The 23,810-nt window shown below is 71.3% G+C and carries 16 protein-coding genes; 8 read left to right on the forward strand and 8 right to left on the reverse strand.

Annotation, left to right across the window (positions count from 1 at the left end; translation table 11 throughout):
* Nucleotides 1-2: 2 nt before the first annotated feature.
* The 6 genes from HNR02_RS14140 to HNR02_RS14165 all read left to right on the forward strand — a co-directional run bounded on the left by HNR02_RS14140 (nt 3) and on the right by HNR02_RS14165 (nt 13,171).
* Nucleotides 3-1,424, forward strand: a complete 1,422-nt coding sequence (locus tag HNR02_RS14140; RefSeq protein ID WP_179773639.1) for an MFS transporter — start codon at nt 3-5, stop codon at nt 1,422-1,424.
* Between the two features lie 88 nt (nt 1,425-1,512).
* Nucleotides 1,513-3,186 carry a fatty acyl-AMP ligase gene (locus tag HNR02_RS14145; RefSeq protein WP_179773640.1) on the forward strand — a complete coding sequence of 558 codons (1,674 nt, stop codon included), beginning with the start codon at nt 1,513-1,515 and terminating at the stop codon, nt 3,184-3,186.
* Complete coding sequence (locus tag HNR02_RS14150; RefSeq protein WP_179773641.1) at nt 3,183-9,317, forward strand: type I polyketide synthase; 6,135 nt, start codon at nt 3,183-3,185, stop codon at nt 9,315-9,317. Before HNR02_RS14145 ends, HNR02_RS14150 begins: the two co-directional genes overlap by 4 nt.
* Nucleotides 9,318-9,324: 7 nt before the next feature.
* Nucleotides 9,325-10,905 (forward strand): acyl-CoA carboxylase subunit beta, encoded by a 1,581-nt coding sequence (locus HNR02_RS14155; RefSeq protein WP_179773642.1) that lies wholly within the window; start codon nt 9,325-9,327, stop codon nt 10,903-10,905.
* A gap of 18 nt (nt 10,906-10,923) precedes the next feature.
* Nucleotides 10,924-11,925 (forward strand): alpha/beta hydrolase, encoded by a 1,002-nt coding sequence (locus tag HNR02_RS14160; protein ID WP_179773643.1) that lies wholly within the window; start codon nt 10,924-10,926, stop codon nt 11,923-11,925.
* 25 nt (nt 11,926-11,950) lie between these two features.
* Entirely contained in the window at nt 11,951-13,171 is a 1,221-nt protein-coding gene (locus HNR02_RS14165) for a lipase family protein (protein ID WP_179773644.1), read from the forward strand.
* A 49-nt stretch (nt 13,172-13,220) separates the two neighbouring features.
* Here the strand turns inward: HNR02_RS14165 and HNR02_RS14170 are convergent, their stop codons facing one another.
* Nucleotides 13,221-14,402 carry an NAD(P)/FAD-dependent oxidoreductase gene (locus HNR02_RS14170; protein WP_312861007.1) on the reverse strand — a complete coding sequence of 394 codons (1,182 nt, stop codon included), beginning with the start codon at nt 14,400-14,402 and terminating at the stop codon, nt 13,221-13,223.
* A 125-nt stretch (nt 14,403-14,527) separates the two neighbouring features.
* Here HNR02_RS14170 and HNR02_RS14175 point away from each other — a divergent pair, with 125 nt between their 5' ends.
* A complete protein-coding gene (locus tag HNR02_RS14175) occupies nt 14,528-15,442 on the forward strand; it encodes an NAD-dependent epimerase/dehydratase family protein (protein ID WP_179773646.1) in 915 nt (304 codons plus the stop codon).
* A gap of 203 nt (nt 15,443-15,645) precedes the next feature.
* Here the strand turns inward: HNR02_RS14175 and HNR02_RS14180 are convergent, their stop codons facing one another.
* From HNR02_RS14180 to HNR02_RS14190, 3 genes are all read right to left on the reverse strand, one after another.
* On the reverse strand, nt 15,646-15,972 hold the full coding sequence (locus tag HNR02_RS14180; RefSeq protein WP_179773647.1) for a hypothetical protein: 327 nt from the start codon (nt 15,970-15,972) through the stop codon (nt 15,646-15,648).
* A gap of 140 nt (nt 15,973-16,112) precedes the next feature.
* On the reverse strand, nt 16,113-16,766 hold the full coding sequence (locus HNR02_RS14185; protein ID WP_179773648.1) for an ANTAR domain-containing response regulator: 654 nt from the start codon (nt 16,764-16,766) through the stop codon (nt 16,113-16,115).
* 134 nt (nt 16,767-16,900) lie between these two features.
* Nucleotides 16,901-18,478: a putative glycoside hydrolase gene (locus tag HNR02_RS14190; RefSeq protein ID WP_179773649.1), complete on the reverse strand. Its 1,578-nt coding sequence runs from the start codon at nt 18,476-18,478 to the stop codon at nt 16,901-16,903.
* 127 nt (nt 18,479-18,605) lie between these two features.
* Here HNR02_RS14190 and HNR02_RS14195 point away from each other — a divergent pair, with 127 nt between their 5' ends.
* Nucleotides 18,606-19,643, forward strand: a complete 1,038-nt coding sequence (locus HNR02_RS14195) for a polysaccharide deacetylase family protein (protein ID WP_179773650.1) — start codon at nt 18,606-18,608, stop codon at nt 19,641-19,643.
* A gap of 1 nt (nt 19,644) precedes the next feature.
* On the opposite strand, the gene HNR02_RS14200 is transcribed toward HNR02_RS14195, so the two are convergent.
* The 4 genes from HNR02_RS14200 to HNR02_RS14215 are packed head-to-tail and all read right to left on the reverse strand — an operon-like array spanning nt 19,645 to nt 23,459.
* Nucleotides 19,645-20,268 carry a GTP-binding protein gene (locus tag HNR02_RS14200; RefSeq protein WP_179773651.1) on the reverse strand — a complete coding sequence of 208 codons (624 nt, stop codon included), beginning with the start codon at nt 20,266-20,268 and terminating at the stop codon, nt 19,645-19,647.
* Nucleotides 20,249-20,623, reverse strand: coding sequence for a DUF742 domain-containing protein (locus HNR02_RS14205; protein ID WP_179775912.1), 375 nt, complete (start codon nt 20,621-20,623; stop codon nt 20,249-20,251). Before HNR02_RS14205 ends, HNR02_RS14200 begins: the two co-directional genes overlap by 20 nt.
* Complete coding sequence (locus HNR02_RS14210) at nt 20,623-21,033, reverse strand: roadblock/LC7 domain-containing protein (RefSeq protein WP_179773652.1); 411 nt, start codon at nt 21,031-21,033, stop codon at nt 20,623-20,625. Before HNR02_RS14210 ends, HNR02_RS14205 begins: the two co-directional genes overlap by 1 nt.
* Complete coding sequence (locus HNR02_RS14215; RefSeq protein WP_179773653.1) at nt 21,033-23,459, reverse strand: sensor histidine kinase; 2,427 nt, start codon at nt 23,457-23,459, stop codon at nt 21,033-21,035. The genes HNR02_RS14210 and HNR02_RS14215 overlap by 1 nt, the downstream gene beginning before the upstream one ends.
* Nucleotides 23,460-23,810 lie beyond the last annotated feature (351 nt).

A 23,810-nucleotide genomic window follows, 5' to 3' on the forward strand; every position in this document is an offset into this window, starting at 1 on the left:
CCGTGAACCCGGGCCGCACGCTGCTGATCGTCGCACTCGGCGCGTTCATCACGACGCTGGACAACACGATCATCGCCGCCGGTGTCCCCTCGATCGGGCACGCGCTGTCGCTGGACCTGGCGACGCTGCAGTGGGTCAGCATCGGCTACATGCTGCCGTTCGCGGGTCTGCTGCTGGTCGCGGGCACGCTGGTGGACCGGTGGGGGCAGCGGGCCACGCTGGCGGGCGGGCTGATCGCGTTCGGGCTGGGTGCCGCGGCTGGTGGCTTCGCGACCAGCGCCACGGTGCTGATCGCCGCGCGGGTCGTGCAGGGCCTGGCCGCGGCGTTCCTGGTGCCCGCCCTGCTCAGCCTGCTGCGCACCAATCTCGACAGCAGGCAGCGCGCCATCGGGGCGACGCTGTGGACGGCGTGTCTCGCGGTCGCGCTGGCGCTCGGCCCGACGATGGGCGGGCTGCTGTCCGAGTACCTGGGCTGGAGCTGGATCTTCTTCAGCAACCTGCCGTTCGTGCTGGTCATGCTGGTGCTGCTGCCCGCGACCGCGGGGACCGGCCGGGCTCGCGAGGCGCGACGGCCCGCCGTGGCCGCGATGGTCCTGGTGACGGCCGGGCTGGTGCTGGTGGCCGCCGCGCTGGTCGGGCTCGGTGACGACGCGCGGCTCACCGAGACCGCGCCACTGCTCGGCGGTCTCGCCCTGATCGCCTGGTTCGCCATCCGGGAACGCCGCGCCCGCGATCCGCTCGTGCCACCGGACCTGACGCGGGAACGGGTTTTCACCGGCGCGCTGGCCGTGCAATTGCTGTGGGGACTCGGGGTGTCCGGGATCTTCTTCTTCACACCGTTGCTGCACCAGGATTCGCTGGGCCTGAGCCCGGTGGGCGCGGGGTTGCCGCTCGTCCTGGTCGCCGTGGCGATCGTGGCGGTCACGCCTGCCGTGCCGTGGCTGATGGCACGTCTCGGTCCACATCGGACGGTCTGCGTCGGGTTGCTGACGGTGGCGCTGGGATTGCTCGCGGTGGCCGCGATCAACCACATCCCCGAGGTGCCGCCGCGGATCCCGGGGCTGCTGCTGATCGGCGCCGGCTCGGCGCTGACCACGCCGCTGACGTCGTACTCGCTGGAGATCGTCGAGGAGCGCCACGCGGGCACGGCGTCGGGCCTGCTGACCGCGTCCAGGGAACTGTCCAGCGCCATGGGAGTCGCGCTGATCGGCGCGGTGCTGACGGCCGTGCGCGGCGCACGGCTCGGGGAAGGAGCGCTCGGGGGACCGGCGCTCGCCACGGGGTACACGGCCGGGCTACTCGTGGCAGCCGCTCTGGAAATCGCCGGTGCGGTGCTCGCGCTGTGGGTTTTCCGAGCCCATGTGGAAAAAGTTCTTCCCGTCGTGACAACGGGGTCCGCTGGATCCTCGTCCCGCGGTGAGTAAGCCGGCCACGCCCGATTGACACCTGTAACAGTCCGAAAATAACCTCCGGCGCACGGATTTTCGGGCACGGAATCTTCCCGAGGGACTCATGAAAGAGAATTCTTCGTTCGCGACCATGCTCGGATACTGGGCCCAGGCGCAGGCCGACGAGACCGCCGTGACGTTCCTGGACCACCGCACCAGTGCCGACGGGCACGCGATCTCCCTGACCTGGCGTGAACTCGACGAGCGGGTGACCGCGGTCGCGTTGCACGCCCGCGAACTCGCGGCGCCGGGCGACCGGGCCGCCGTCCTGGTCGCCCAGTCCGTGGACTACGTCGTGGCCTTCCTCGGCGCGATCCGCGCCGGACTGGTGGCCGTGCCGCTGTTCGCCCCCTCGCTGCCCGGCCACGGCGACCGGCTCACCGCGGTGCTCGACGACTGCGAACCGGCGCTGGTGCTGACCACCGACGACGAGCGCGACGACGTGAAGGGCCTGGTGTCGGGCCCGAAGATCCTGGTGGTGGACACGATCCCGGCGGAGCCGGGAGAACACGAGTGGCCGGACCCGGAACCCGACGACCTGGCCTACCTGCAGTACACCTCGGGTTCCACGCGCGCCCCGGCCGGCGTCATGCTGACGCACCACAACGTCGTCACCAACGCTCGGCAGGCGCTGCGGGCGTACGGCGGGGAGCGCGGCACCACCTCGGCGGTGAGCTGGCTGCCGCTGTTCCACGACATGGGCCTGATCCTCGGCATCGGCGCGCCGGTCGTCGGCGGCCTGACCTCGGTGCTGATGGATCCGCTGGCGTTCCTGGAGCGTCCCGGGCGCTGGCTGCGCGCGTTGTCCGCGAGCCCGGGCGCGATCAGCGCGGCCCCCAACTTCGCCTACGCCTACAGCGCTTCGCGGGTTTCCGAGCGCGAGAAGAGCTACCTGGAGCTGAGCCGCGTGGTGTCGCTCATCAACGGCAGCGAGCCCGTTCTGCCGTCCACGGTCGCGAAGTTCCAGGAGTCCTTCGCCGAGTGCGGGTTGCAGCCGGAGGTGCACCGCGCGTCCTACGGGCTGGCCGAGGCGACCGTGCTGGTGTCGGTCACCGACGCCGGGCAGCCGTCGCGGCAGGTCACGTTCGACCGGGACCGGCTCGCCGCGGGCACCGCCGTCCCCGCCGCCGGTGGTGCGACGACGACCCTGGTGTCCTGCGGCCGGGCGGTCGACCAGGAGATCCGCATCGTCGATCCCGGCGGTGCGGTGGTGCCGGACGGCACGGTCGGGGAGATCTGGGTGCACGGGCCGAACGTCGGGCAGGGCTACTGGAACCGCCCGGACTCGGTCTTCGGCCGGAGCCTGCCCGGCGCGGGCGGTGACTGGCTCGCCACCGGTGACCTCGGGGTCGTCTTCGAGGGCGAACTGTTCATGACCGGACGGCTGAAGGACCTGATCATCGTCGACGGCCGCAACCACTACCCGCAGGACGTCGAGCAGACCGTCGAAGCGCACCCCGTCGTCCGGCCCCACTCGGCGGCCGCCTTCTCGGTGCCGGGCGAGGACGGTGAGGTCGCGGTGGTCGTGCTGGAACGGGCGCGGCAGGCCGAGGCCGACTTCGACGAGGTCGCGGCGTGGCTTCGGGCCGAGGTGTCCGCGGTGCACGGACTGCGGTTGCGTGAGGTCGTGTTCACCGAACCCGGTGAGGTGCCCCGCACGTCGAGCGGCAAGATCAGCCGCGCGCTGTGCAGGCGGCGTTACCTCGACGGATCGCTCGACGCGCGGCGGCTCGCATGACCGGCCTCCGTGCCTGGCTCGTGGACCGGGTGGCCACGACGCTCGGCGTACCCGCCTCCGAAGTGGACCCCGGCAAGCCGCTGCAGGAGACCGGACTGTCCTCACGGGACGCGATGACCCTGACCGGCGATCTGGGGCAGCTGCTCGGTCGTTCGCTGCCCGCGACGCTGGTGTGGGAGCACCCGACGATCAACGAGCTGGTCGCGGCGTTGTCCGAGGTGGACACCGGCGGCGGAGCGCAGTGGACGCCGGAGCCCGGTGAACCGATCGCCGTCGTCGGGATCGGCTGCCGGATGCCCGGCGGTGCCTCGTCGCCGGAGGAGTTCTGGCGATTCCTCGAAACCGGCGTCGACGGCATCAGCGAGGTCCCGGAAGGCCGCTGGGAGTCGTTCGCGCCCGCCGGTGCGATGGCCGGGCTGCCGCGCCGGGGCGGGTTCCTCGACGACGCCATCGGCTTCGACGCCGCCTTCTTCGGCATCACACCGCGTGAAGCCGAGGCGATGGACCCGCAGCAGCGGATGTTGCTGGAGGTCGCGTGGGAGGCGCTGGAGCACGCGGGCATCGCGCCGTCGTCGCTGCGTGGCACGCGGACCGGTGTGTTCGTCGGGTTGTCCGCCAGCGAGTACGGCTACCTGACGATGACCGACGTCACGGCCATCGACGCGTGGTCCGGCACCGGCGCGGCGGCCAGCATCGCGGCGAACCGGCTGTCCTACCTGCTCGACCTGCGCGGTCCGAGCCTGACGATCGACACCGCGTGCTCGTCGTCGCTGGTCGCGCTGCATCAGGCCGTGCAGAGCCTGCAGCGCGGCGAGATCGGCACCGCGCTGGTCGGTGGCGTGAACCTGCTGCTCTCGCCGGGGATCACGGCGAACTTCGCCGAGGCCGGGGTGCTCGCCGCGGACGGCCGGTGCAAGCCGTTCGACGCCGGTGCCGACGGCATCGCGCGTGGCGAGGGCTGCGGTGTGGTCGTGTTGAAGCCGCTGCGCGCGGCCCGCCGGAACGGTGACCGGGTGCTGGCGGTGGTCCGGGGCAGCGCGGTCAACTCCGACGGCCGGTCCAACGGCATCACCGCGCCGAACCCGGAAGCGCAGGCAATGCTGCTGCGCGACGCCTACGCCGCCGCGGGTCTCGACCCGTCCGTCGTGGACTACGTCGAGGCGCACGGCACCGGGACGTTGCTCGGCGATCCGATCGAGGCATCGGCCCTGCGGCGGGCGCTGGGCCGGGACGCGAACCGTCCGCTGCTGCTCGGCTCGGTCAAGAGCAACCTGGGCCACCTGGAGGGCGCGGCGGGAATCGCCGGCCTGATCAAGGTCGTGCTCGCGTTGTCGCGGCGGCGGTTGCCGCCGAGCCTGAACTACCGGGAGCCCAACCCGCACATCGACTTCGACGGGCTGCGGGTGGTCACCGAGTCGTCCGGCTGGCCGCGGTACTCGGGTGTCGCGCGCGCGGGCGTGTCCGCGTTCGGCTTCGGCGGCACGAACGCGCACGTGGTGCTGGAGGAGTGGCCCGTCACTCCACGGTTCACCGAAACCGGCGGGCCGCACGTCTTCGCCGTGTCCGACCGGTCCGCCGACGGCCTGCGGGACCGGGCCGGAGAGTTGGCCCGCTGGGTGGAGTCGTCGGACGTGCCGCTGACCGCGGTGGCCTCGACGCTCGCGCACCACCGGGAGAACCTGCCGGTGCGCGGCGCGGTCGTGGCGTCCACCCGGGACGAGCTGGCGGCGGCCCTGCGTGGCCTGGAACCGGGGCAGGGCAGGCTCGACGGGGTCGTGTTCGTGTTTTCCGGCTACGGTTCGCAGTGGACGGGCATGGGTCGCGCACTGCTGGACACCGAACCGTCGTTCGCGGCCGAGGTCGACCGGCTCGACCCGGTGTTCCGCGCGGAGGCCGGGTTCTCGTTGCGGGAGGCGCTGGCCGGTGAGCCGCCGGACCTCGCCGCGACCCAGCTGACGTTGTTCGGCATTCAGGTCGCGCTCGCCGGGCTGTGGCGCGCGCACGGCGTGACGCCCGCCGCGGTGCTGGGCCAGTCGATGGGTGAGGTCGCGGCGGCCGTGGTCGCCGGGGCACTAGACCTCGCCGACGGGTTGCGCGTGATGGCGTCCCGCGCGCGGCTGCTCGGCGAGATCGACGCGGCGGGTGCCGGATCGATGGCCGTCGTCGAGGCGTCCGCGGCCGAGATCGAGGAGTTCCCCGGTGTCGCGGTCGCGGTGTACGCGTCGTCGACGCAGTGCACGGTGACCGGCGAGGCCGACGCGGTCGCGGCGCTGGTGTCGCATGTGGATGGGCAAGGACGGTTCGCGAAGCTGCTGCCGGTCAGCGGCGCCGGGCACTCGCCCGCCGTCGACGCGATCCTCGACCGGTTCCGGGCCGGGTTGAGCGTGCGCGCGGGCGGCCCCGAAGTGCCGTGCTACACCAGCGTGCTCGACGATCCGCGGGACAAGCCACTGTTCGATGTGGACTACTGGGCCGCGAACCTGCGCCGTCCGGTGCGGTTCGCGCAGGCGCTGGCCGCGGCGATCGAAGACGGTTACGGCACGTTTGTCGAGATCTCCCCGCACCCGGTCGCGCTCGCCGCCGTCGAACAGGCCGGGGGAACCGGGCTGCCCAGCGCCAGCCGCAGGACCGACGAGCGGCTCGCGTTCCTCACCAGCCTGGCGCGGCTGCACGTGCTGGGGCATCCGTCCGCGCTGCTGGCCCGCGAGCCGAAGCAGCCGGTCGCGGACCTGCCCGGCAAGGTGTGGCGTCACGAGCGGTTCTGGCCCCGGCGGCGGGTTGTGGGCGACCACCCGCTGCTGGGTGTGCACGCGGAGGTGCCCGGCTCGTCGCAGCGCGTGTGGCGTGGCGAGGTCGGCACCGAGCGGCATCCGTGGCTGGCCGACCACGCGGTCTGGGGCACGCCGATCTTCCCGGCGACCGGGTTCGTGGAGCTGGCGCTGTCGGCCGCGGGCCGCTACCTCGCCGACGTCGAGCTTCGGCAGGTGCTGCCGCTGCCGCCCGAGCAGGAGGTCACGACATCGCTGGCCGACGGCGTGATCAGCGTGCACACCAAACCTGGTGACTGGGTGTGCCACGCGACCGCCCGGGCAGCGGACGAGACAGCGCTGGAGCCGCTGGGCCGCGTCGAGGGTGAACCGGTCGACCTGTACGCCGCGCTGGACGCGATGGGCATGAGCTACGGGCCCGCGTTCCGGCTGTTGCGTGAGGTCAGCGCGGTGTCCGGGCGGGCGTCGGCGTCCATCGACACGCCGAAGGCCGCTGGTCACGTCCTGCACCCGGCGCTGGCCGACGCGTGCCTGCACGCGCTGGCCGCCGCGACCGGAGCGGCCCTGCGGGAGGCGGACGGGCTGTTCCTGCCGCTGGCGATCGGGGCGGTCTCCGTCGCCGGTGACCCGCTCGCGGGCGTGCGAGTGGACGCGGTCGTGGACTCGCTGTCCGGCGACGATCTGCGGGGAACGGTGCAGCTCGTCGCGGCCGACGACACGGTGGTGGTCGAGTTCCGTGACGTGCACGCCCGCCGGTTCCAGCGCACCGCGATGCCGGTTCCGTTGCCCGCCAAGCTGTTCGAAGCGACCTGGACGCGCACCGATCTGCCGGACGCGGTCGAGGAGGACCGGACCTGGATCGTCCTGCACGACGGCGACCCGGGCCTGCCGCACGGTGAGGACCGCGTTGTGGTGGTTCCGCCGCACGACCGTCAGACGCTGCGTGCCGCGCTGGCGACCCGGCCCGATGGTGTCGTGCTGTTCGCCCGCACCGAGGGGCCGGACCTGGTCCACGAGGTGAGTCAGGTGGTGGCCGAAGTGGCTGAGTCACCGACCCGCTTGTGGCTGGTCACCGGTTCGGCCACCGCGGTCGAGGACGGTGAGGCGGGCCGGCCGGAGCTGGCGTGTCTGCGGGCGCTGGTCCGGGTACTCGCCTTCGAACACCCCGAGTTGCACGCGAGCCTGGTCGACGTCGACGCCGAGTCGTTGCCCGCCCTGTTCGACGAGCTGCGCGCGGACGGCCCGGACGACGAAATCGCCTGGCGTCGCGGCGTCCGGCACACCCGGTGGCTGACCCGGCCGCACCTCGGGTCGCCGGAGCGGCCTGCCGTGCGTGAGGGCGCGTACGTGATCACCGGTGGACTCGGCGGGCTGGGCCTGGTCGCGGCGCACTGGCTGGCCGAGCGTGGCGCGACCAGGATCGTCCTGTCCGGACGCACCGCGCGGGAGGTCGACGTGCCCGGCGCTGTCGTGGTAGCGGGTGACATCGCCGAACCCGGTGTCGCGGAACGGCTTGTCGAAGCCGCGACCAGCGGAGGAGTTCCGCTGCGTGGAGTCCTGCACGCGGCGGGTGCGCTCGCCGACGGTGCCGCGGCCGCGCTGACCCCCGAGCAGGTGGCGAAGGCGTGGCGCCCGAAGGCGGAGGGCGCCTGGCGGCTGCACGAGGCCACCCTGGACCACGACCTGGACTGGTGGCTGGTCTACTCGTCGGCCGCCGCGTTGTTCGGCTCGCCGGGACAGGCGGCCTACGCGGCCGCGAACGCCTACGCGGACGCGCTGGTCACGTGGCGACGTGCCCACGGCCTGCCCGCCGCGACGATCAACTGGGGCGCGTGGGGCGAGGCCGGGGCCGCGGTCGGCACGACCAACCCGGTGCTCGAACCGCTCGGCACCGCTGAGGCGATGGAAGCGCTGGAGGCGGTGCTGACCCGCTACCGTGTGGCCACCGGCATCGCGCGACTCGACGCGGAGGCAGTGCTCGACCTGTTCCCGAGGCTCGTCGAGCGGCCGTTCTTCGACCTGCTCGTGCCCCGCCGCGCGGCGGCCTCCGCCTGGTCCGGCCTGGATGCGCTGGAACCGTCGACCGCGCACGCCGCCATCGCCGACCACCTGACCGCACTGGTCGCCGGGCTGATGGGTTTCGCACCCGAGCAGGTCGACCGGCACGTACCGCTCACGCAGCTCGGGCTGGACTCGCTGCTCGCGATGCGCGCTCGCGGTGCGGTCGAGCGGGACTTCGGCCTGCCGCTGCCGGTGCCGATGCTGCTGCGGGGCGCGAGCCTCGCCGAGCTGGCCGCGCACCTCGCGGAACAGGCCGGATTCGAGAGCGGCCCCGCCACCGTGACCGAGGTCGTCATCGGGCCACGGGATCCCGCCGAACGCTGGGTCGCCCGGCACTGGCAGGACGTGCTCGGCCGCGTGCTCGGCGTGCACGACGAGTTCCCTGGCGACCGGAACCGGCTGCGGCAGGCGATGGCGGCCGAACTGGAGACGGTGCCGGAGAACCTGTTCGAGCGGCCCACGATCGCCGCGATGGCCGACCTGCTGCGGGGCGCGATCGAAGGCGACGGCCCGATGCGGTGCCTGCGGAAGGGAACCGGTACGCCGATGTTCCTGTTCCACCCCGCGGGCGGCCCGGCAAGTGTCTACACGCGACTGGTCCACGACCTGCCCGGTGACTGGCCGGTGTACGGGTTCGAACGCCTCGACGACCTGGACACCGTCGAGGCCAAGGCCACTCGCTACCTGGAGATGATCCGCGAGATCCAGCCGCACGGGCCGTACCGGCTCGGCGGGTGGTCGTTCGGCGGATGCCTCGCCTACGAATGCGCGAAGCAGCTCGACGAGCCGGTCGAGCTGGTGTTCCTGATCGACACGATCCTGCCGCTGCCCAGCGACGCGCCGGCCGAGGACCTGCTGCTGGACCGGTTCGACCGGTTCGCCACGCACATCGAGCAGACCTACGGTGTCGCGCTGGACATCCCGCGCGACGAGCTGGCGCGGCTCGGCGAGGGCGAGCAGATCGGGCTCGTCATGCGTCAGCTCGAAGAGAAGGTGCCGGGTCTCGGGCAGGGTGTGCTGCACCACCAGTACACGTCCTATGTGGACGCGCGCGTCGCCGAGCGGTACACCCCGCAGCCGTGGGACGGCCGGGTGGTGTTGTTCCGCGCCCAGCAGCCGCACCCGCTGACGACCACGCTCGACCCGCGCTACCTGCGCGACGACGAGGCGCTGGGCTGGGACGAGTTCTGCCCCGGCCTGGAGATCGTCCGGGTCCCCGGCGACCACGTCTCGATGATCGACCCGCCGCACGTGACCGTGATCGCGGACGCGCTCGCCGACCGGATCACAGGGAAGAGGTGAGGACGCGGTGGACATCCCGTTCGCCCCGACGACGGCCTACCGGATCGCCGATCTGGCCGCGCGCCACGATGAGGCCGTGCGCATCGCCGAAAAGCGCGCGATCGACCGGCAGCACGCCAAGGGCAAGCTGACCGCGCGTGAGCGCATCGAGCTGCTCGTCGACGAAGGCTCCTTCGTGGAGCTGGACCAGTTCGCGCGGCACCGGTGCACCGAGTTCGGCATGGAGGGCAACCGGCCCTACGGGGACGGTGTCGTGACCGGTCACGCCACCGTGGACGGACGGCAGGTCTGCCTGTTCTCGCAGGATTTCAGCGTGTTCGGCGGCAGCATGGGCGAGGTGTTCGGCGAGAAGGTCCTCAAGGTGATGGACCTGGCGCTCTCGCTCGGCTGCCCGGTGATCGGCATCAACGACTCCGGCGGCGCACGTATCCAGGAAGGCGTGGTGTCGCTGGCCTACTACGCCGAACTGGGGCGGCGCAACGCCCACGCGTCCGGCGTGATCCCGCAGATCTCCATGATCATGGGTCCGTGCGCCGGTGGCGCGGTGTACTCGCCGGCGATCACCGACTTCACCGTGATGGTCGACGACACCTCGCACATGTTCGTCACCGGACCCGACGTCGTGCACGCCGTCACCGGTGAGCGGGTCACCGCGCAGCAGCTCGGTGGCGCGGCGGTGAACAGTGAGATCTCCGGCAACGCCCACCACCGCGCGGCCGACGAGCGCGACGCGATCGACTGGGTGCAGACGCTGCTCGGGTACCTGCCGCTCAACAACCTCGACGCGCCACCGGAATACGACGACGACACCGTCCACGAGATCACCCCGTCCGACCTCGAACTGGACCGCCTCGTGCCGGACTCGCTCAACCAGGCCTACGACATGGCCGAGGTGATCAGGCGGATCGTCGACGACGGCGAGTTCACCGAGATCCACAGCGCGTTCGCGCCCAACATGATCTGCGCGTTCGGCCGGGTGGAGGGGCGTTCGGTGGGGATCGTGGCGAACCAGCCGCGGTACCAGGCCGGGGTGATCGACATCGACGCGTCCGAGAAGGCGGCCCGGTTCGTGCGGTTCTGCGACGCGTTCGGCCTGCCGATCCTGACGCTCGCCGACGTGCCCGGTTACCTGCCCGGCACCGATCAGGAACGGCAGGGCGTCATCCGCCGTGGCGCGAAGCTGATCTACGCCTACTCCGAGGCGACGGTGCCGAAGGTGACCGTGGTGACGCGTAAGGCGTACGGCGGCGGTTACGCGGTGATGGGGTCCAAACACCTCGGCGCAGACGTGAACATCGCCTGGCCCACCGCGGAAATCGCGGTGATGGGGGCGGAAGGTGCGGTCGGCGTGCTGCACCGGCACGAACTGGCGCGGCTGTCCACTGAGGAGCGTGAGGTGGCGCGGCAGCGGTTGACCGAGGAGTACCGCAAGCACCACGCGAGCCCGTACCTGGCCGCGGAGCGCGGGTACGTGGACATGGTGATCCCGCCGTCGCAGACGCGCCTCCAGGTCGCCCGTGCACTGCGGACGCTGCGCACGAAACGGCAGACGCTCCCGGCGAAGAAACACGGCAACATCCCACTCTGAAACCCGCGAGGAGAACGAATGAGAACCGTTCGGGCCGGGCGCCGACGACGCCGCTGGGCCTCGCTGCTGACGCTGCCCGTCGTCGCCATGATCGCCGGTGCCGCGCTGGCCGCACCGGTGTCCGCCGCCACGGTCAGCGCCGACGATGGAGCGAAAGTGGTCACCGAGACCTGGATCGACGACCGCACGGTCGATCTCGAGATCGATTCGCCCGCGCTGGGCACGACCGGCATGGTCCGGCTGATCGTGCCGGTGAACTGGCGCGCCGAACCGACGCGGACGTGGCCGACGTTGTGGTTGCTGCACGGGTGCTGCGAGCCGGTGGACTACCGGTCGTGGGACCAGTTCACCGACGTCAAGGCGTTCACCGCGGACAAGGACGCGATCGTCGTGATGCCCACGGACGGTCCGGCCGGCATGTACACGAAGTGGTGGAACTTCGGGTTGAAGAGCACGCCCGACTGGGACCGGTTCCACACCGAGGAGGTCCGGCAGATCGTCGAGCGCGGCTACCGCGGCGGCACGAAACGGGCGATCGCGGGTGTGTCGATCGGCGGTTACGGCGCGCTCGCGTATTCCTTCCTGCACAAGGGAATGTTCGGTGCGGCGGCCTCGTACAGCGGTATCCCGAACACGTTGTTCCCCGGCACGCCCGAGGTGATCCAGGGAATCCTGGTGCGGGCGGGGCACTACAACTTCTTCGACCTGTGGGGCGACGAGAAGGCGAGCTTCCCGATCTGGTGGTCGCGCAACCCGTACAACCACATCGACGACCTTCGCGGGGTCGAGCTCTACATCTCCTGCGGTGACGGCCGGACCGGCCCGCTCGACCCGCCGGGGCAGTCCGATCCGCTGGAACCGGCGGCGCTGCTCACGTCCAGGAGCTTCACAGACAAGCTGAAGCTGATGGGCGTTCCGGCCACTGTGGACTACTACGGCGCGGGCACGCACAGCTGGCCCTACTGGGAACGGGCACTGCACGACTCATGGCCGGTGCTCGCTCCCGCGCTCGGTTTGTAACGGGAATCTCCGGAGGTATTTTGTGATGAAGAACCGCAGTTTCCGGCGGCGGCTGCTGGCCGCGCTGGTGGGGGTGGCGCTCGCGGCGGGCGGCGCGGTGGCGACCATGACGGCGCCGGCCGCGGTGGCGGCCGGCCCGGTGATCCCCGGCCCGCTCGACGACTCGTTCTACAGCCCGCCGTCACCGCTGCCCGCGGGCCAGCCGGGTGACGTGATCCGCTGGCGCCCGTCGGTGCCGATGATGAACGCGGCGAACGCGGACGCGTGGGAGGTGATGTACCTGTCGACGAACGCGCTGGGGGAGCGCAACGCCGTCACCGGCACGATCATGGTGCCCAAGGGCGTGGACCCGTCGACGGCGCCGATCGTCGGGTTCGCCGTCGGGACGCAGGGCCCGGCCTTCAAATGCACCCCGTCGAAGGCCATCTCGCGGGGGACGCTCTACGACCAGCCGGCCATCAACGACTCGCTGAGCAGCGGGTACGCCGTGGCGGTGACCGACTACGAGGGTTACTCCCCGAACACGGTGCCGACGTACATCACCGGCCAGTCGATGGGCCCGGCCGTGATCGACTCGGTGCGGGCCGCCCAGCGCCTCGCACAGGCGGGCCTGTCCGAGGACTCGAAGGTGATCTTCCAGGGCTACTCCCAGGGCGGCGGCGGCGCGCTGTGGGCCGCCGAGAAGCAGCCGTCGTACGCACCGGAGATGAACCTGGTCGGCGTGGCGGCAGGCGGTGTGCCCGCGGACCTGACCGAGGTCGCCAAGGGCCTCGACGGCTACCTCGGGTTCGGCTTCCTGGCCTTCGCCGCGGTCGGCCTGGACGCGGCCTACCCGGAGCTGGACCTGGACTCCTACCTGAACGACACCGGCCGCACCGAACTGGCGGACGCCAAGGCGAACGCGTGCGTGGTGGAACTGCTGGCCAACTACCCGTTCAAGAAGATCAGCGACTACACCACGTCCAACCCGCTGGACACCCCGCAGTGGCAGGCGCGCCTGGCGGAGAACAAGCTGGGCTCGGCACCGCCGCGGGTGCCGGTGTTCCAGTACCACGCGGCCACCGACGAGATCGTCAACACGCCCCAGGCGGACGCGCTGCACAAGCAGTACTGCGCGGCGGGGGTGACCGAGCAGTGGCAGACCTACGTGTCCGACCACCTGAGCGGGATCTTCGCGGGCAACGGGGACGCCCACCAGTGGATCGTGGACCGGTTCGCGGGCGAGGAAGCGCCGTCCAACTGCTGAGGTGCCGATGACGCCGGGCGGCCCGGTTCCTGCCGGGCCGCCCGGTCTTTCACGCCGCGAGCACCTCGGACTTCTCCGCGCCCTTCACCAGCAGCATCCGGTACTTCGCCACGTGCTTGGCCGCCCCGAACCCGGCGACCGCGACGAACCGGTCCCCGGCGAAGTACCCCACGACGGTGCCCTTCACCGGCCCGCCGGACAGGCCCTCGCCCTGCAGCGGCTGCACGGTGCCCGCCAGTTGCGGGCGCCCCGCCATCTGGATCTTCAACCCGAACTGGTCGGACCAGAAGTACGGCACGGCGGGGGCGGTCTGCTCGCCGCCGAGGATGTCGCGTGCCACCACGGTCGCCTGGTCGGTCACGCTGGTCCAGTGTTCGTACCGGAAGCGGCCGCCGTGGCCGGGGTCCTCCCACGCCGCGACGTCCCCGACCGCCCACACGCCGGTCGTGCCCAGCACGCGGCCGGTGGTGTCGCAGGCCAGTCCGTTGCTCACGTCCAGGTCGGGGTTCGTGCTCAGCCAGTCGAGCCGGGGCGCGGCGCCGATGCCGACCAGCACCACGTCCGCCGACACTTCGCTCCCGTCGGCGAGCCGGACCGTGTGAGCGTCCACGAAACCGGTCATCTTCGTGCCGAGCCGCAGGTCGGCCCCTGCCTCGCGGAGCAGCCGCGCGCACAGCACCCCGACTTCGGGACCCAGCGCCCGCTCGCACGGCACCGGCCCGGCCTCCAGCACCGTGACGTCCAGCCCCTGGTCGCGGGCCGCGCTGGCGACCTCGGCGCCGATGAACCCGGCACCGACGACGAGCAGCGAAGACGCCTTGCCGAGCGCCGACCGCAGCGCGAGCGCGTCGTCCAGGGTGCGCAGCGTGTGCACGGCCTCGGGCTGGCCCGGCAGCCTGCGCGCGTCCGCGCCGGTGGCGATGACGACCGCGTCCGCGGGCAGCGTGGTCCCGTCGGCGAGTTCGACGGCCCCGGTCCGCAGTCCCGCGGCCGGCACGCCGAGGTAGGTGTCCACGTCGAGCCCGGTCAGCGCGTCGGCGTCCTTGAGCACGATGCGCTCGGGTGTCCAGGCGCCGGTCAGGATCTGCTTCGACAGCGGCGGCCGGTCGTAGGGCGCGTGCGGCTCGGCCCCGACGAGGCTGATCCGGCCCCGGTAACCCTGGTTGCGCAGCTGCTCCGCGGTGCGCACCCCGCCCAGCCCGGCCCCGACCACCACGACGCGCTCGACCACAGACACTCCTTCGCTCGACGATCACCACCATGATCGGGGCAGGCGGCCCGGTTGGCGAGACCCGTCCGGAGGCAAGCGTTTGCGCGGGGTTTCGCGAGGACCCTCGGACGCGTCATGGTGTCCTCATGAAGGTCTTCGTCACCGGGGGAACCGGCGCGATCGGCGGGCACGCCGTTCCCGCGCTGATCGAAGCAGATCACGTGGTCACGGCCCTGTCCCGCAGCGTCGCGAAGGACGCCGTTCTCGAACGGCAGGGGGCGAAGCCGGTGCGGGTGGACCTGTTCGACCGCGCCGCGCTGGCGGAGGCGATGTCCGGGCACGACGCCGTGGTGAACCTGGCCACGGCACTCCCGTCGATGGCGAAGTTCCTGTCGCGGGCCGCGCACCGGGACAACACCCGGATCCGCACGCAGGGTTCGGCGACCCTGGTCGATGCCGCGATCGACGCCCGTGTCGGGCGGTTCGTGCAGGAGTCGGTCAGCATGCTCTACCGCGACCGCGGCGCCGAATGGGTCGACGAGGACTGGCCGGCCGACCACTACCCGATGGCCCGGGGCAATCACGCGGCCGAGGCCAACGCGCGGCGCTTCACCGAGGCCGGTGGCGTCGGAGTGGTGCTGCGGTTCGGCTGGTTCTACGGTCCGGGCGCGGCCCACGCGGAGCAGATGCTGGCCGCCGCGCGACGGCACGTGGGCCTGATGCTCGGCCCGCCGGGCGGTTACCTGTCCACGATCCACCTGGCCGACGCGGCGACCGCGGTGGTCGCCGCGCTGGCCGTGCCAGCCGGGACGTACAACGTGGTGGACGACGAGCCGCTCACGAAGCGCGAGTTCACGCGGGCGATGGCGCACGCCGCCGGGGCCCGGACCTGGGTGCGCGGCCCGGGCAGCGTGGCGCTGCTGTTCGGCTCGCGAATGACCTCGCTGACCCGCTCGCTACGCGTGAGCAACGCCCGGCTGCGCGAGGCGAGCGACTGGCGGCCCCGCTACCCGAGCGCACGGGAAGGCTGGACCGCGACGGCCACCCACCTCCACCCCTGACCCGCGAGTCCCACGTTCCCGCGCGCGAGTTCTGCACTCGTCACCGCCACCCGGTCACGCGACCGGCCGTGCGCCCGAGCCACCCCCTCGTCGGCTCGGACCGCCGGAAATCGCCGCGCCGGAAAACACCCGTGCGGGTGAGGAAAACGGAGGCCCGGAACGACCGGCTCCAGGGTTTTCGGCCGTTCCGGGCCTCCAGGCGCTCACTCGGCGGGAGCGTCCCGCCGGTGGTGCCGTCCAGTGGGGGACAGGTGGTGGCGCCATCTCGCCGGGCGGTCGGTCTCGTGCGTGTTGCCCGATCTCGAGCCGCTCCCGAGCACGTCCGCGGCCGTGACCAGGCGTTGTCCGCCGTCCTGATCGGTCACGGGCACCAGCAGCCCCTTTGTCGCGTCGGTCCGGCAGTCACCGGACACGACACCCACGCGCACGGTCACCTCGGGTCCGTCGTCGTCGCGGTCGAGGTACATGAGCCTCCGCCCGACCGGGAAGGCGTCTGCCTGCCGATGGTGGTCGTGGGACGTGGTCGTCATCCGGTTCTCCCCTCGCTTGAACGAAATCCAACAGCGCGCACCGCCGGGGTCCGGAGCGGATGGTCCGCCGTCTGCCTGCCTCTGGCGACGGCGGAACCCGATGCTAACCGGCAAATCGCGCGAACACGACCCCTTGTTTCTCAGAAGTCCTTCGCGCGCACCGGGTCGCGGCCCTCGACGACGGCGCGTGCGAGATCCGCGACACGCTGATTGTGGTCCCGCGCGTAGCGCCGTAGCCCCTCGAACGCCGTGTCCACACCGATCTTGTGCCGTTCGGCGAGCATGCCCTTCGCCTGCTCGATGACAATGCGGCTGTCCAGTGCGGCCTGCAGGTGCCGCAGCCGCACGTCGAGCTGGTGCAGATCCCGTTGGTGCGCCAGGCGAAGCGCCGCCACGGAGGCGAGGCGCGTTCCGGTGTCGGCGAAATTGCCCACGGGATCGAACAGGCACAGCACGCCGGACGCGCCGATGGGCACCGCGTGTACCGACGAGTAACCGGCTTCCGCGCAGGCAGCGGAAAACCGCGGCCACGAATCGCCCGTCGATGATCCACTATGGAGGTAGCCGGGTACGGGACCTTCGTCGTGATCGAACTGGAACTTCACGAGCGCGGCCGCCGATCCCGTGCCGGCGATGACCGGCCCCGCGGTGTCGGCGAGCAACACCCCGGCGTCCCGCGCCGGGACGCGCGCGACGGCGTGCTCCGCCAGCCGCCGCGCGTACTGGTGCGCGTCGAAGTCGCCGGCTTCGGGTGCCATCAGGTCGAGCAGCGTGTCGATCAGTTCCGTGCGCATGGGGCCCGCCCTTTCCGGGCTGTCCTAGAAGCCCTACCCGCGCGCGGACCCCGAGAACTGGGCTGATCGGGTGAACCACGGACCGTCGCCGAACGGTTCTCCGCCGTTCTTGACCAGTGTTCTCGTCGCCTCGGTCAAGGGGCGGCGAGGTCGGCCGGGTTGTACTTGCACCCCGCGTTCCACAGCAGGAACGAGTCCATCCCGTTCTCGCGCGCGCCGTCGAGCTGGGCGCGGATCTCCTCGGATCCATAGTGGACCTTCATGCTGAACGCCTGGATCCAGGGAATGATCACGGCTTGCGTGCCCGCCGTCCGTTCGGCGAACGCGGCCAGCGAGCGTTGCGTGATCTCGTGTGGCTGCGACTCCGGATCGGCCACCCCGTACTCTCCCGCGCCCCAGTGCGACGGGTAGATCATCGGTGCGATGTAGTCGACCCGCCGGGCCATCAGGGAAATGTCCTGCCCGATCTGCGTCGGACGGCTGACCGCGATCCCGAACACCGACGCCCCCACGAACGCGCCTTCGGCCCGCACGGCGTTGCGGCTCTCGGCGAGGAAGTCCGCGACCTCCTCCTCGGGCGTGGTGTCCAGGCCGGGGAACCGCAGTTGCTCGATGGCCCCCTCCGGCCGCCGGATGTAGTCGTAGAGGATGTCGTCGAAACCGGCGCGGGCGGCCTCGACCGCGAGCGCGATGTTGTACTCGCGCACCTCCTCGTTCGCGAAGTTGGTGAAGGCGTACTCGCCGTACCCGCTGGCCCAGGGCTGCCCGTCGGCGCTCTGCACGACCCGGTCACGCTCGCCGGACTCCCACGACGCACGGGCCAGGACCGGATCGCGGAACGCGACCAGCCGCCCGACCACCCGGATCCCCTCCTTGTGCAGCTCTTCGACGACGGCGTGCAGGTCGTAGTAGTTCTTCGCGGCCCCGATCTCCCGGGCGAGCGGAACCTCCGAGGCGTAGCCGACCTCGCCGCTCTCGTCCTTGATGTCCAGCTCGACCGTGTCGATCAGCCCGTCCCGCGCCATCTGCAGCACCGGTTCGCGCAGCGCCGGCGCCGTCCACGCCTGCGCGGTCATGTGCACGCCCCGCATGCCGGGGTGCCGCGCCCGCACCGGTGCCCGCCCGGCCGCGCGGTTGCCCGCCGCGTCCTGCGCGCCGATCTCGATCTTCGCGGGCGGGGTCGGGATGGTCGCGGTGAAGTTGCCGAACTCGTTGACCTTGACCTCTTCGCCCTGCACGGTGACCTTGTCGGCGCCCTTGGCCGTGCCACGTACGGTGACCGGCTTGCGGGGATCGCTGATGTCGATCGGCTGGAAGGACAGCTCCGGTGGGGTGTTGTCCACGTGGAACGTGCGCGAGACCTCGGCATCCGGCAGGCCGGGGATCTCGTTCGGCAGCCGGGCGACGAGTTCGTGCTTGCCGTCGTCGATGTCGAGCGGCGGGAGGACGAGCCTGCCGCCCTCACGCTTCGTGGCCACCGGCTGGTCGTCCACGGTGACCGCCACCTGGCCGAGATCGCTGTCGCGCGCCGCGAGCACGCGGATGTCCCGCAGGGACTCGGCGTTCGTGGTCACCCCGTCGCCGAGCCCCTGTATCGCGAGCCCGAACGGCAGCGACCGCACCATGAACGGGGTCGCGACGATGGCGACGGTGGCGATCGCGGCGACGAGGATCAGAACCGGATTCGCCGACCGCGTGCGGTGTGTGCCCATGAACCCCTCCCGCGCCGATGTGCCCAGCAGAGGGCACATTCCCCGGTTCGATCGGGGTATGCGGAAGTCCATCCGTTCGGGTTACACCCCGTTGCCGCCGCGCTACTGAGGGCGCACGTTGGAAGGCGTGACACCCAAGCTGGTTTCCCTCGTCGCGGTCCTGTTCCTGGTCACCGGATGCACGACCGTCGTGAACGGGCAGGCGCACGAGCCGGGTGACGACGGCCAGGAGTGGGCCGCGTTCGCGCCGCTGCACGAGCCCGCCGCGGCCCCGGCCGCCCCGGCTCCGGCCGCTCCGGCCGAGGTCGGGGCGAACGAGCTCGGCCGCGTGCCGGTGCTGATGTACCACCGCATCGTGGCCGAACCGGAGTCGGTTTACGACCGCACCCCCGAGGACTTCCGAGCCGAGCTGGAACGTCTCGACCGCGAGGGCTACTTCCCGGTGCCGGCCGCCGATTTCACCGCGGGCCGGATGGACGTGCCCGCGGGCAGGCACCCGGTGGTGATCACCTTCGACGACGGCGACCCGAGCCAGCTCACGCTCGGCCCGGACGGCAAACCGGTGCCGGGAACGGCCGCGGCGATCATGCTCGACGTCGCCCGCACCCACCCGGGTTTCCGCCCCACGGCGACGTTCTACGTCAACGCCGACCCGTTCGGCGAGCCCGGTGGAACCCGCACCATCCCGTGGTTGCTGGCCAACGGTTTCGACGTCGGCAACCACACCATGACGCACGCGAACCTGCGCGACTCCGACGAGGACACCACCCGCACCGAGATCGCCGACCTCGACGCGCTGATCCGCCGGGCCGCGCCCGCGGCGACCCCCACCACCATCGCGCTGCCGTTCGGCATCCACCCGAACCCGCCGGAACTGGCGATCGAGGGTGCCGGGTACCACTACCAGGGCGCGTTCCTGGTCGGCTCGAACCCGTCGGCGTCCCCGTTCACCACCGACTTCGACCCGCTGAACATCCCGCGCATCCGCTCGCAGGGCCCGGACGGCGAGGAAGCAGAATACGGTTCGACGGTGTGGCTGGACAAACTCGGGCAGAACCGCGACAGTCTGTACACATCGGACGGCGACGCGGCGCGGATCTCCTATCCGAAGTCCGATGAGGACGAAGTCGTGCCGGAGTTCCGCTCGCGGGCCAACCCTTACTGACTCACCAGCCGCCGGGCGCCGGACGCGTCGGTTCCAGTGACGCGTTCGGCCGCGCGTTCGCCATCACGTGCTGCATCAGGATCACCAGCACCTGCTTCGTCGATTCACGATCACGCGCGTCACACAGCAGGATCGGGACCGTGTCGTCCAGTTCGAGAGCCGCGCGGACCTCTTCGGTGCCGTACCGGTAGGCGTTGTCGAAGCAGTTGACGCCGACCACGAACGGCAGACCGCGCTGTTCGAAGAAGTCCACCGCCGGGAAGCAGCTCTCCAGCCGCCGCGTGTCGGCCAGCACCACGGCGCCCAGCGCGCCCTGGGCGAGCTCGTCCCACATGAACCAGAACCGGTCCTGCCCCGGCGTGCCGAACAGGTACAGGATCAGCTCGGGGTTGATCGTGATGCGGCCGAAGTCGAGCGCCACCGTCGTGGTCGTCTTGCTCTCCACGCCGGTCAGATCGTCCACCCCGGCGCTGGCCTGGGTGATCGCCTCCTCCGTCCGCAGCGGGGAGATCTCGCTCACCGAACCGACCATGGTGGTCTTGCCGACCCCGAAACCGCCTGCGATCAGCAGTTTCACCACGGTGGCGGATACGTTCCGCCGAGGCTCAGAGCCTGCGAATGCCATCGAGAACCGCCTGGAGTACGTGTTGGTCGGGGGTGTCGTTGATGGGCTGGGACGTCCGGTAGATCACGTGACCGCGCTCGACGAGGTCGGCGAGCAGCACCTTCACGATCGGCACCGGCAGGTCGAGGTGGGCCGCGACCTCGGCGACCGACAGCGGCCGCTGGCACAGCCGCACGATCCGGGCGTACTCGGGCGCCATGGTGGCCGCCTCGGCGAGCCCGGGCAGGGCGACCACCAGCGACAGCAGCTGCAGGTCGATGTCGCCGGCGTGCGTCCGCCCGCCGGTGATCGTGTACGGCCGGGCGATCGGGCCCGCCGCGTCATCGAACCAGGTGTCGTCCTCCCGCGGGAACATCATGGTGCACTTTGCTGCTCAACCCGTGGTGCGGCGCTCAGCGCGGCACCGACCCGCTTCACCATCATGTTCATCGCGTACGCCACGAGTCCCATGTCGACGTCGGCGGCGGTCAGCAGCGCGAGGCAGGCGCCGTGCCCGGCCGTGGTGACGAACAGGAACGCGTGGTCCATCTCGACGACGGTCTGGCGCACCGCGCCGCCGCCGAAGTGCCGCCCGGTGCCCTTGGCGAGGCTCTGGAACGCCGACGCTACGGCCGAGAGGTGCTCACCGTCCTCTTCGGACAGATTGGTGGACCGGCCGATCAGCAGTCCGTCCGCCGACAGCACCACGGCCCGGTCCGCGCCGACGACCTGCTGGAGGAGGTCGTCGAGGAGCCAGTCCAGTTCGTTCATTCCCGCGTTCGGCATCACGTGTGCTCTCCCAGAATGTCAGTGGTGCTCGGATCCTGTTCACGAGCGCGGCGAGTGCCCTGCTGGAACGCCGAGAGCCGGCTGCGGGCCTGCTCCGGGCTGTCGTCCGGCGCGGGGCTGCGGTCCGGTGCGGCGCCGAAGGTGGCGGTCTGCTCTTCCTTTCTCAACTGCGGGGCCATGCTCTGCTGCTTCCGCCGTCGCGGCAACGGCGGCCGGTCGGGTGAGATCGCGCCTCCCTGTTGCGGCGGCCGCGACTGGGGCGGCCGGGTGTCGACGGGCATCCGCGAGTCCAGCGGCGGCCGGGAGTCCAGCGGGGGCCTCGACGGCAACGGCGGGCGCTGCGGCGGGGTGTGCTGCCGGACCGGCGGTTGCGGGGGTGCCTGCGGTTCCGGTGGTGCGACCGGGACGTTGGGGCGGAACAGGTCCACCCGCGGCGCCACCTCCTCGCGGTGACCGTTGGTGCTGGGCGGTTCCGGCGGGGTGTCGGCCTCCTCGGGCCAGCGGTGCGCGGGCACGCTCTGCGCGGGCACCAGCGTCTCCTCGGCGGGCGGCGAGTCCTCCGGCTGCGGCACCGGGGCGAGCAGGTCGGAGCGGACCAGCACGATCGCCCGCGTCCCGCCGTAGGCGGAATCCCGCAATGTCACCGAAATCCCGTGCCGGGACGCCAGCCGCGCGACCACGAACAGGCCGAGGCGCGGCTCCGCGGACAGCGCCATGACGCTGAAATCCGGGGGTTCGTGCAACATCGCGTTCAGCTCGTCGGCCTGGTCCGGCTCGATCCCGAGACCCTGGTCCTCGATCTCGATGACCACGCCCTTGCCGACGACGTCGCCGAACACCTCGACCCGGGAGGTCGGCGGCGAGAACGACGTGGCGTTGTCGAGCAGCTCGGCCAGCAGGTGTACCAGGTCGGCCACGACCGGACCGCTGATCGCGACGTTCGGCAGCCTGCCGACCGTGACGCGGGCGTACTCCTCGGTCTCGCCGGTGGCGCCGCGCACCAGGTCGGCCAGCGCGACCGGATTGCGCCACTGCCGTCCCGGCCGCTCGCCGCCGAGGATGATCAGGTTCTCGGCGTTGCGGCGGGCGCGGGTGGACAGGTGGTCCAACCGGAACAGCATGTCCAGCTGGTCCGGGTCCTCCTGCTTGCGCTCGGCTTCGTCGAGGGCCTTGAGCTGCCGGTGCACGAGCACCTGGCTGCGGTGGGCGATGTTGAGGAAGACCTTTTTGGTGCCCTCACGGGTTTTGGCCTCGTCCACGGCGGCCGCGATCGCGGTCTGCTGCGCCTTGTTGAACGCGTCGGCCACCTGACCGATCTCGTCCTCGCCGTGGTCGAGCAGCGACACCTCGGAATCGAGGTCGACCGCCTCACCGGAGCGGACCCGGCCGACGAGGTCGGGCAGCTGCGTCTCGGCGGCCTCCAGCGTCTCCTCGCGAAGGCGGCTCAGGCGCCGCACGAGGCGGTTGGACAGGCGCCACGCGACGAAGAAGACGGCGAACGACACGAGCAGCGCGGCGGCGCCGGCGATGATCGAGGTGACCAGCGTGCGGTCACCGCTTTCCAGCCCGACGTTGGTGGCGTTGGAACTCTGCTCGATGTAGAGGCCCATCAGCGCGTTCCCGACCTGGGTCGCGGCGTCGCGCCACTGCGCTTCGGTCACCGGCAACGACTCCTGGTTGCCGCGGAGGAAAGCGTTTTCAACGGTGCTCAGCGTGTCCCATGGCGGGCTGGCCAGCAGTGCCTCGTACTTCTGCCGCACCGACGGGATCATCTGCGCCGCGGCCACTTCCAGCTCACCGTGGTAGGCGCCGATCTGCCCGATGTAGGTACGGAACTCCTCCTCGGTCAGCCCACGACCGGCGACACCGGCGGCCGCCAGCGCGTCACCCCGCGACATCGCGTCGGCCGCGGTGAACAGCGGCATCGCGGTGACGCGGAGGAAGGCGGTCTCCGCGTCCGGCGCGCCCTCGGCGACACCGTTCAGTCCGGCGGCGAACTCGTCGATGATGCGGTTGTAGAAGGCGTACGCCTCCAGCGGGGAAGCCTGCCTGCTGTCGACCCGCTGCCGCAGTTCGGGCAGCTGAGCGAAGTTCGCGCTGGTCTTGGCGATGCTCTGGCGCACCGACTCCGGCGCGTCGTCGACCATGTCCTGCAGCACCGACGCCATCCGCGCGGACGTGGCGTCGGTCTTCGCGCGCGCCTGCACGAGGTCCGCGCCGGGCGCGGCGTTGCTCGCCAATGTGCGCAGGGTCAGCACGCGCTCGGCACGCACGGCACCGAAGAAGAGTGCGCCCGGCTCGGCCGAATCGTGGACCTTGGTCGCGAACGTGCGTGCTTCGACGGCCTGCACGACCAGGTAGCCCGCGAGCGTGACGCCCGCGAGCAGGAGGGCGACACTGGGCACGATCGCGATCGCGAGCACCCTCGACCGGATCGAAGCACGCCGCCTACGTGTTCCGAATGCCTTGTTCAACGCTCTGAGGAGCCTTCCCGCAACTCGATGTAATGGCCTCGGCCCCCGGACCCGAGTTGACTCTGCGCGCGGAAACCCGCCAGGGCTCTGCGACCGGAAGAGTGAACCAGCCCGGACAAGTGTGAGTCAACTTCACGTTCTGTCCGCGCCGGATACCTTCTGTCAAGGGTCCGGAAACGGTCGCGCCGCGCCGATATCGTCGCGCGGCTCTATGATCTCGTTACGTCCCTTGTGCCGGGCCCGAGCTGTTCCACCGAATGGTCTGGACCGCTGCACCGAATGGACGTGCGAGTCCCTTCT

The organism is Amycolatopsis endophytica (assembly GCF_013410405.1).
Taxonomy (GTDB): Bacteria; Actinomycetota; Actinomycetes; order Mycobacteriales; family Pseudonocardiaceae; genus Amycolatopsis_E; species Amycolatopsis_E endophytica.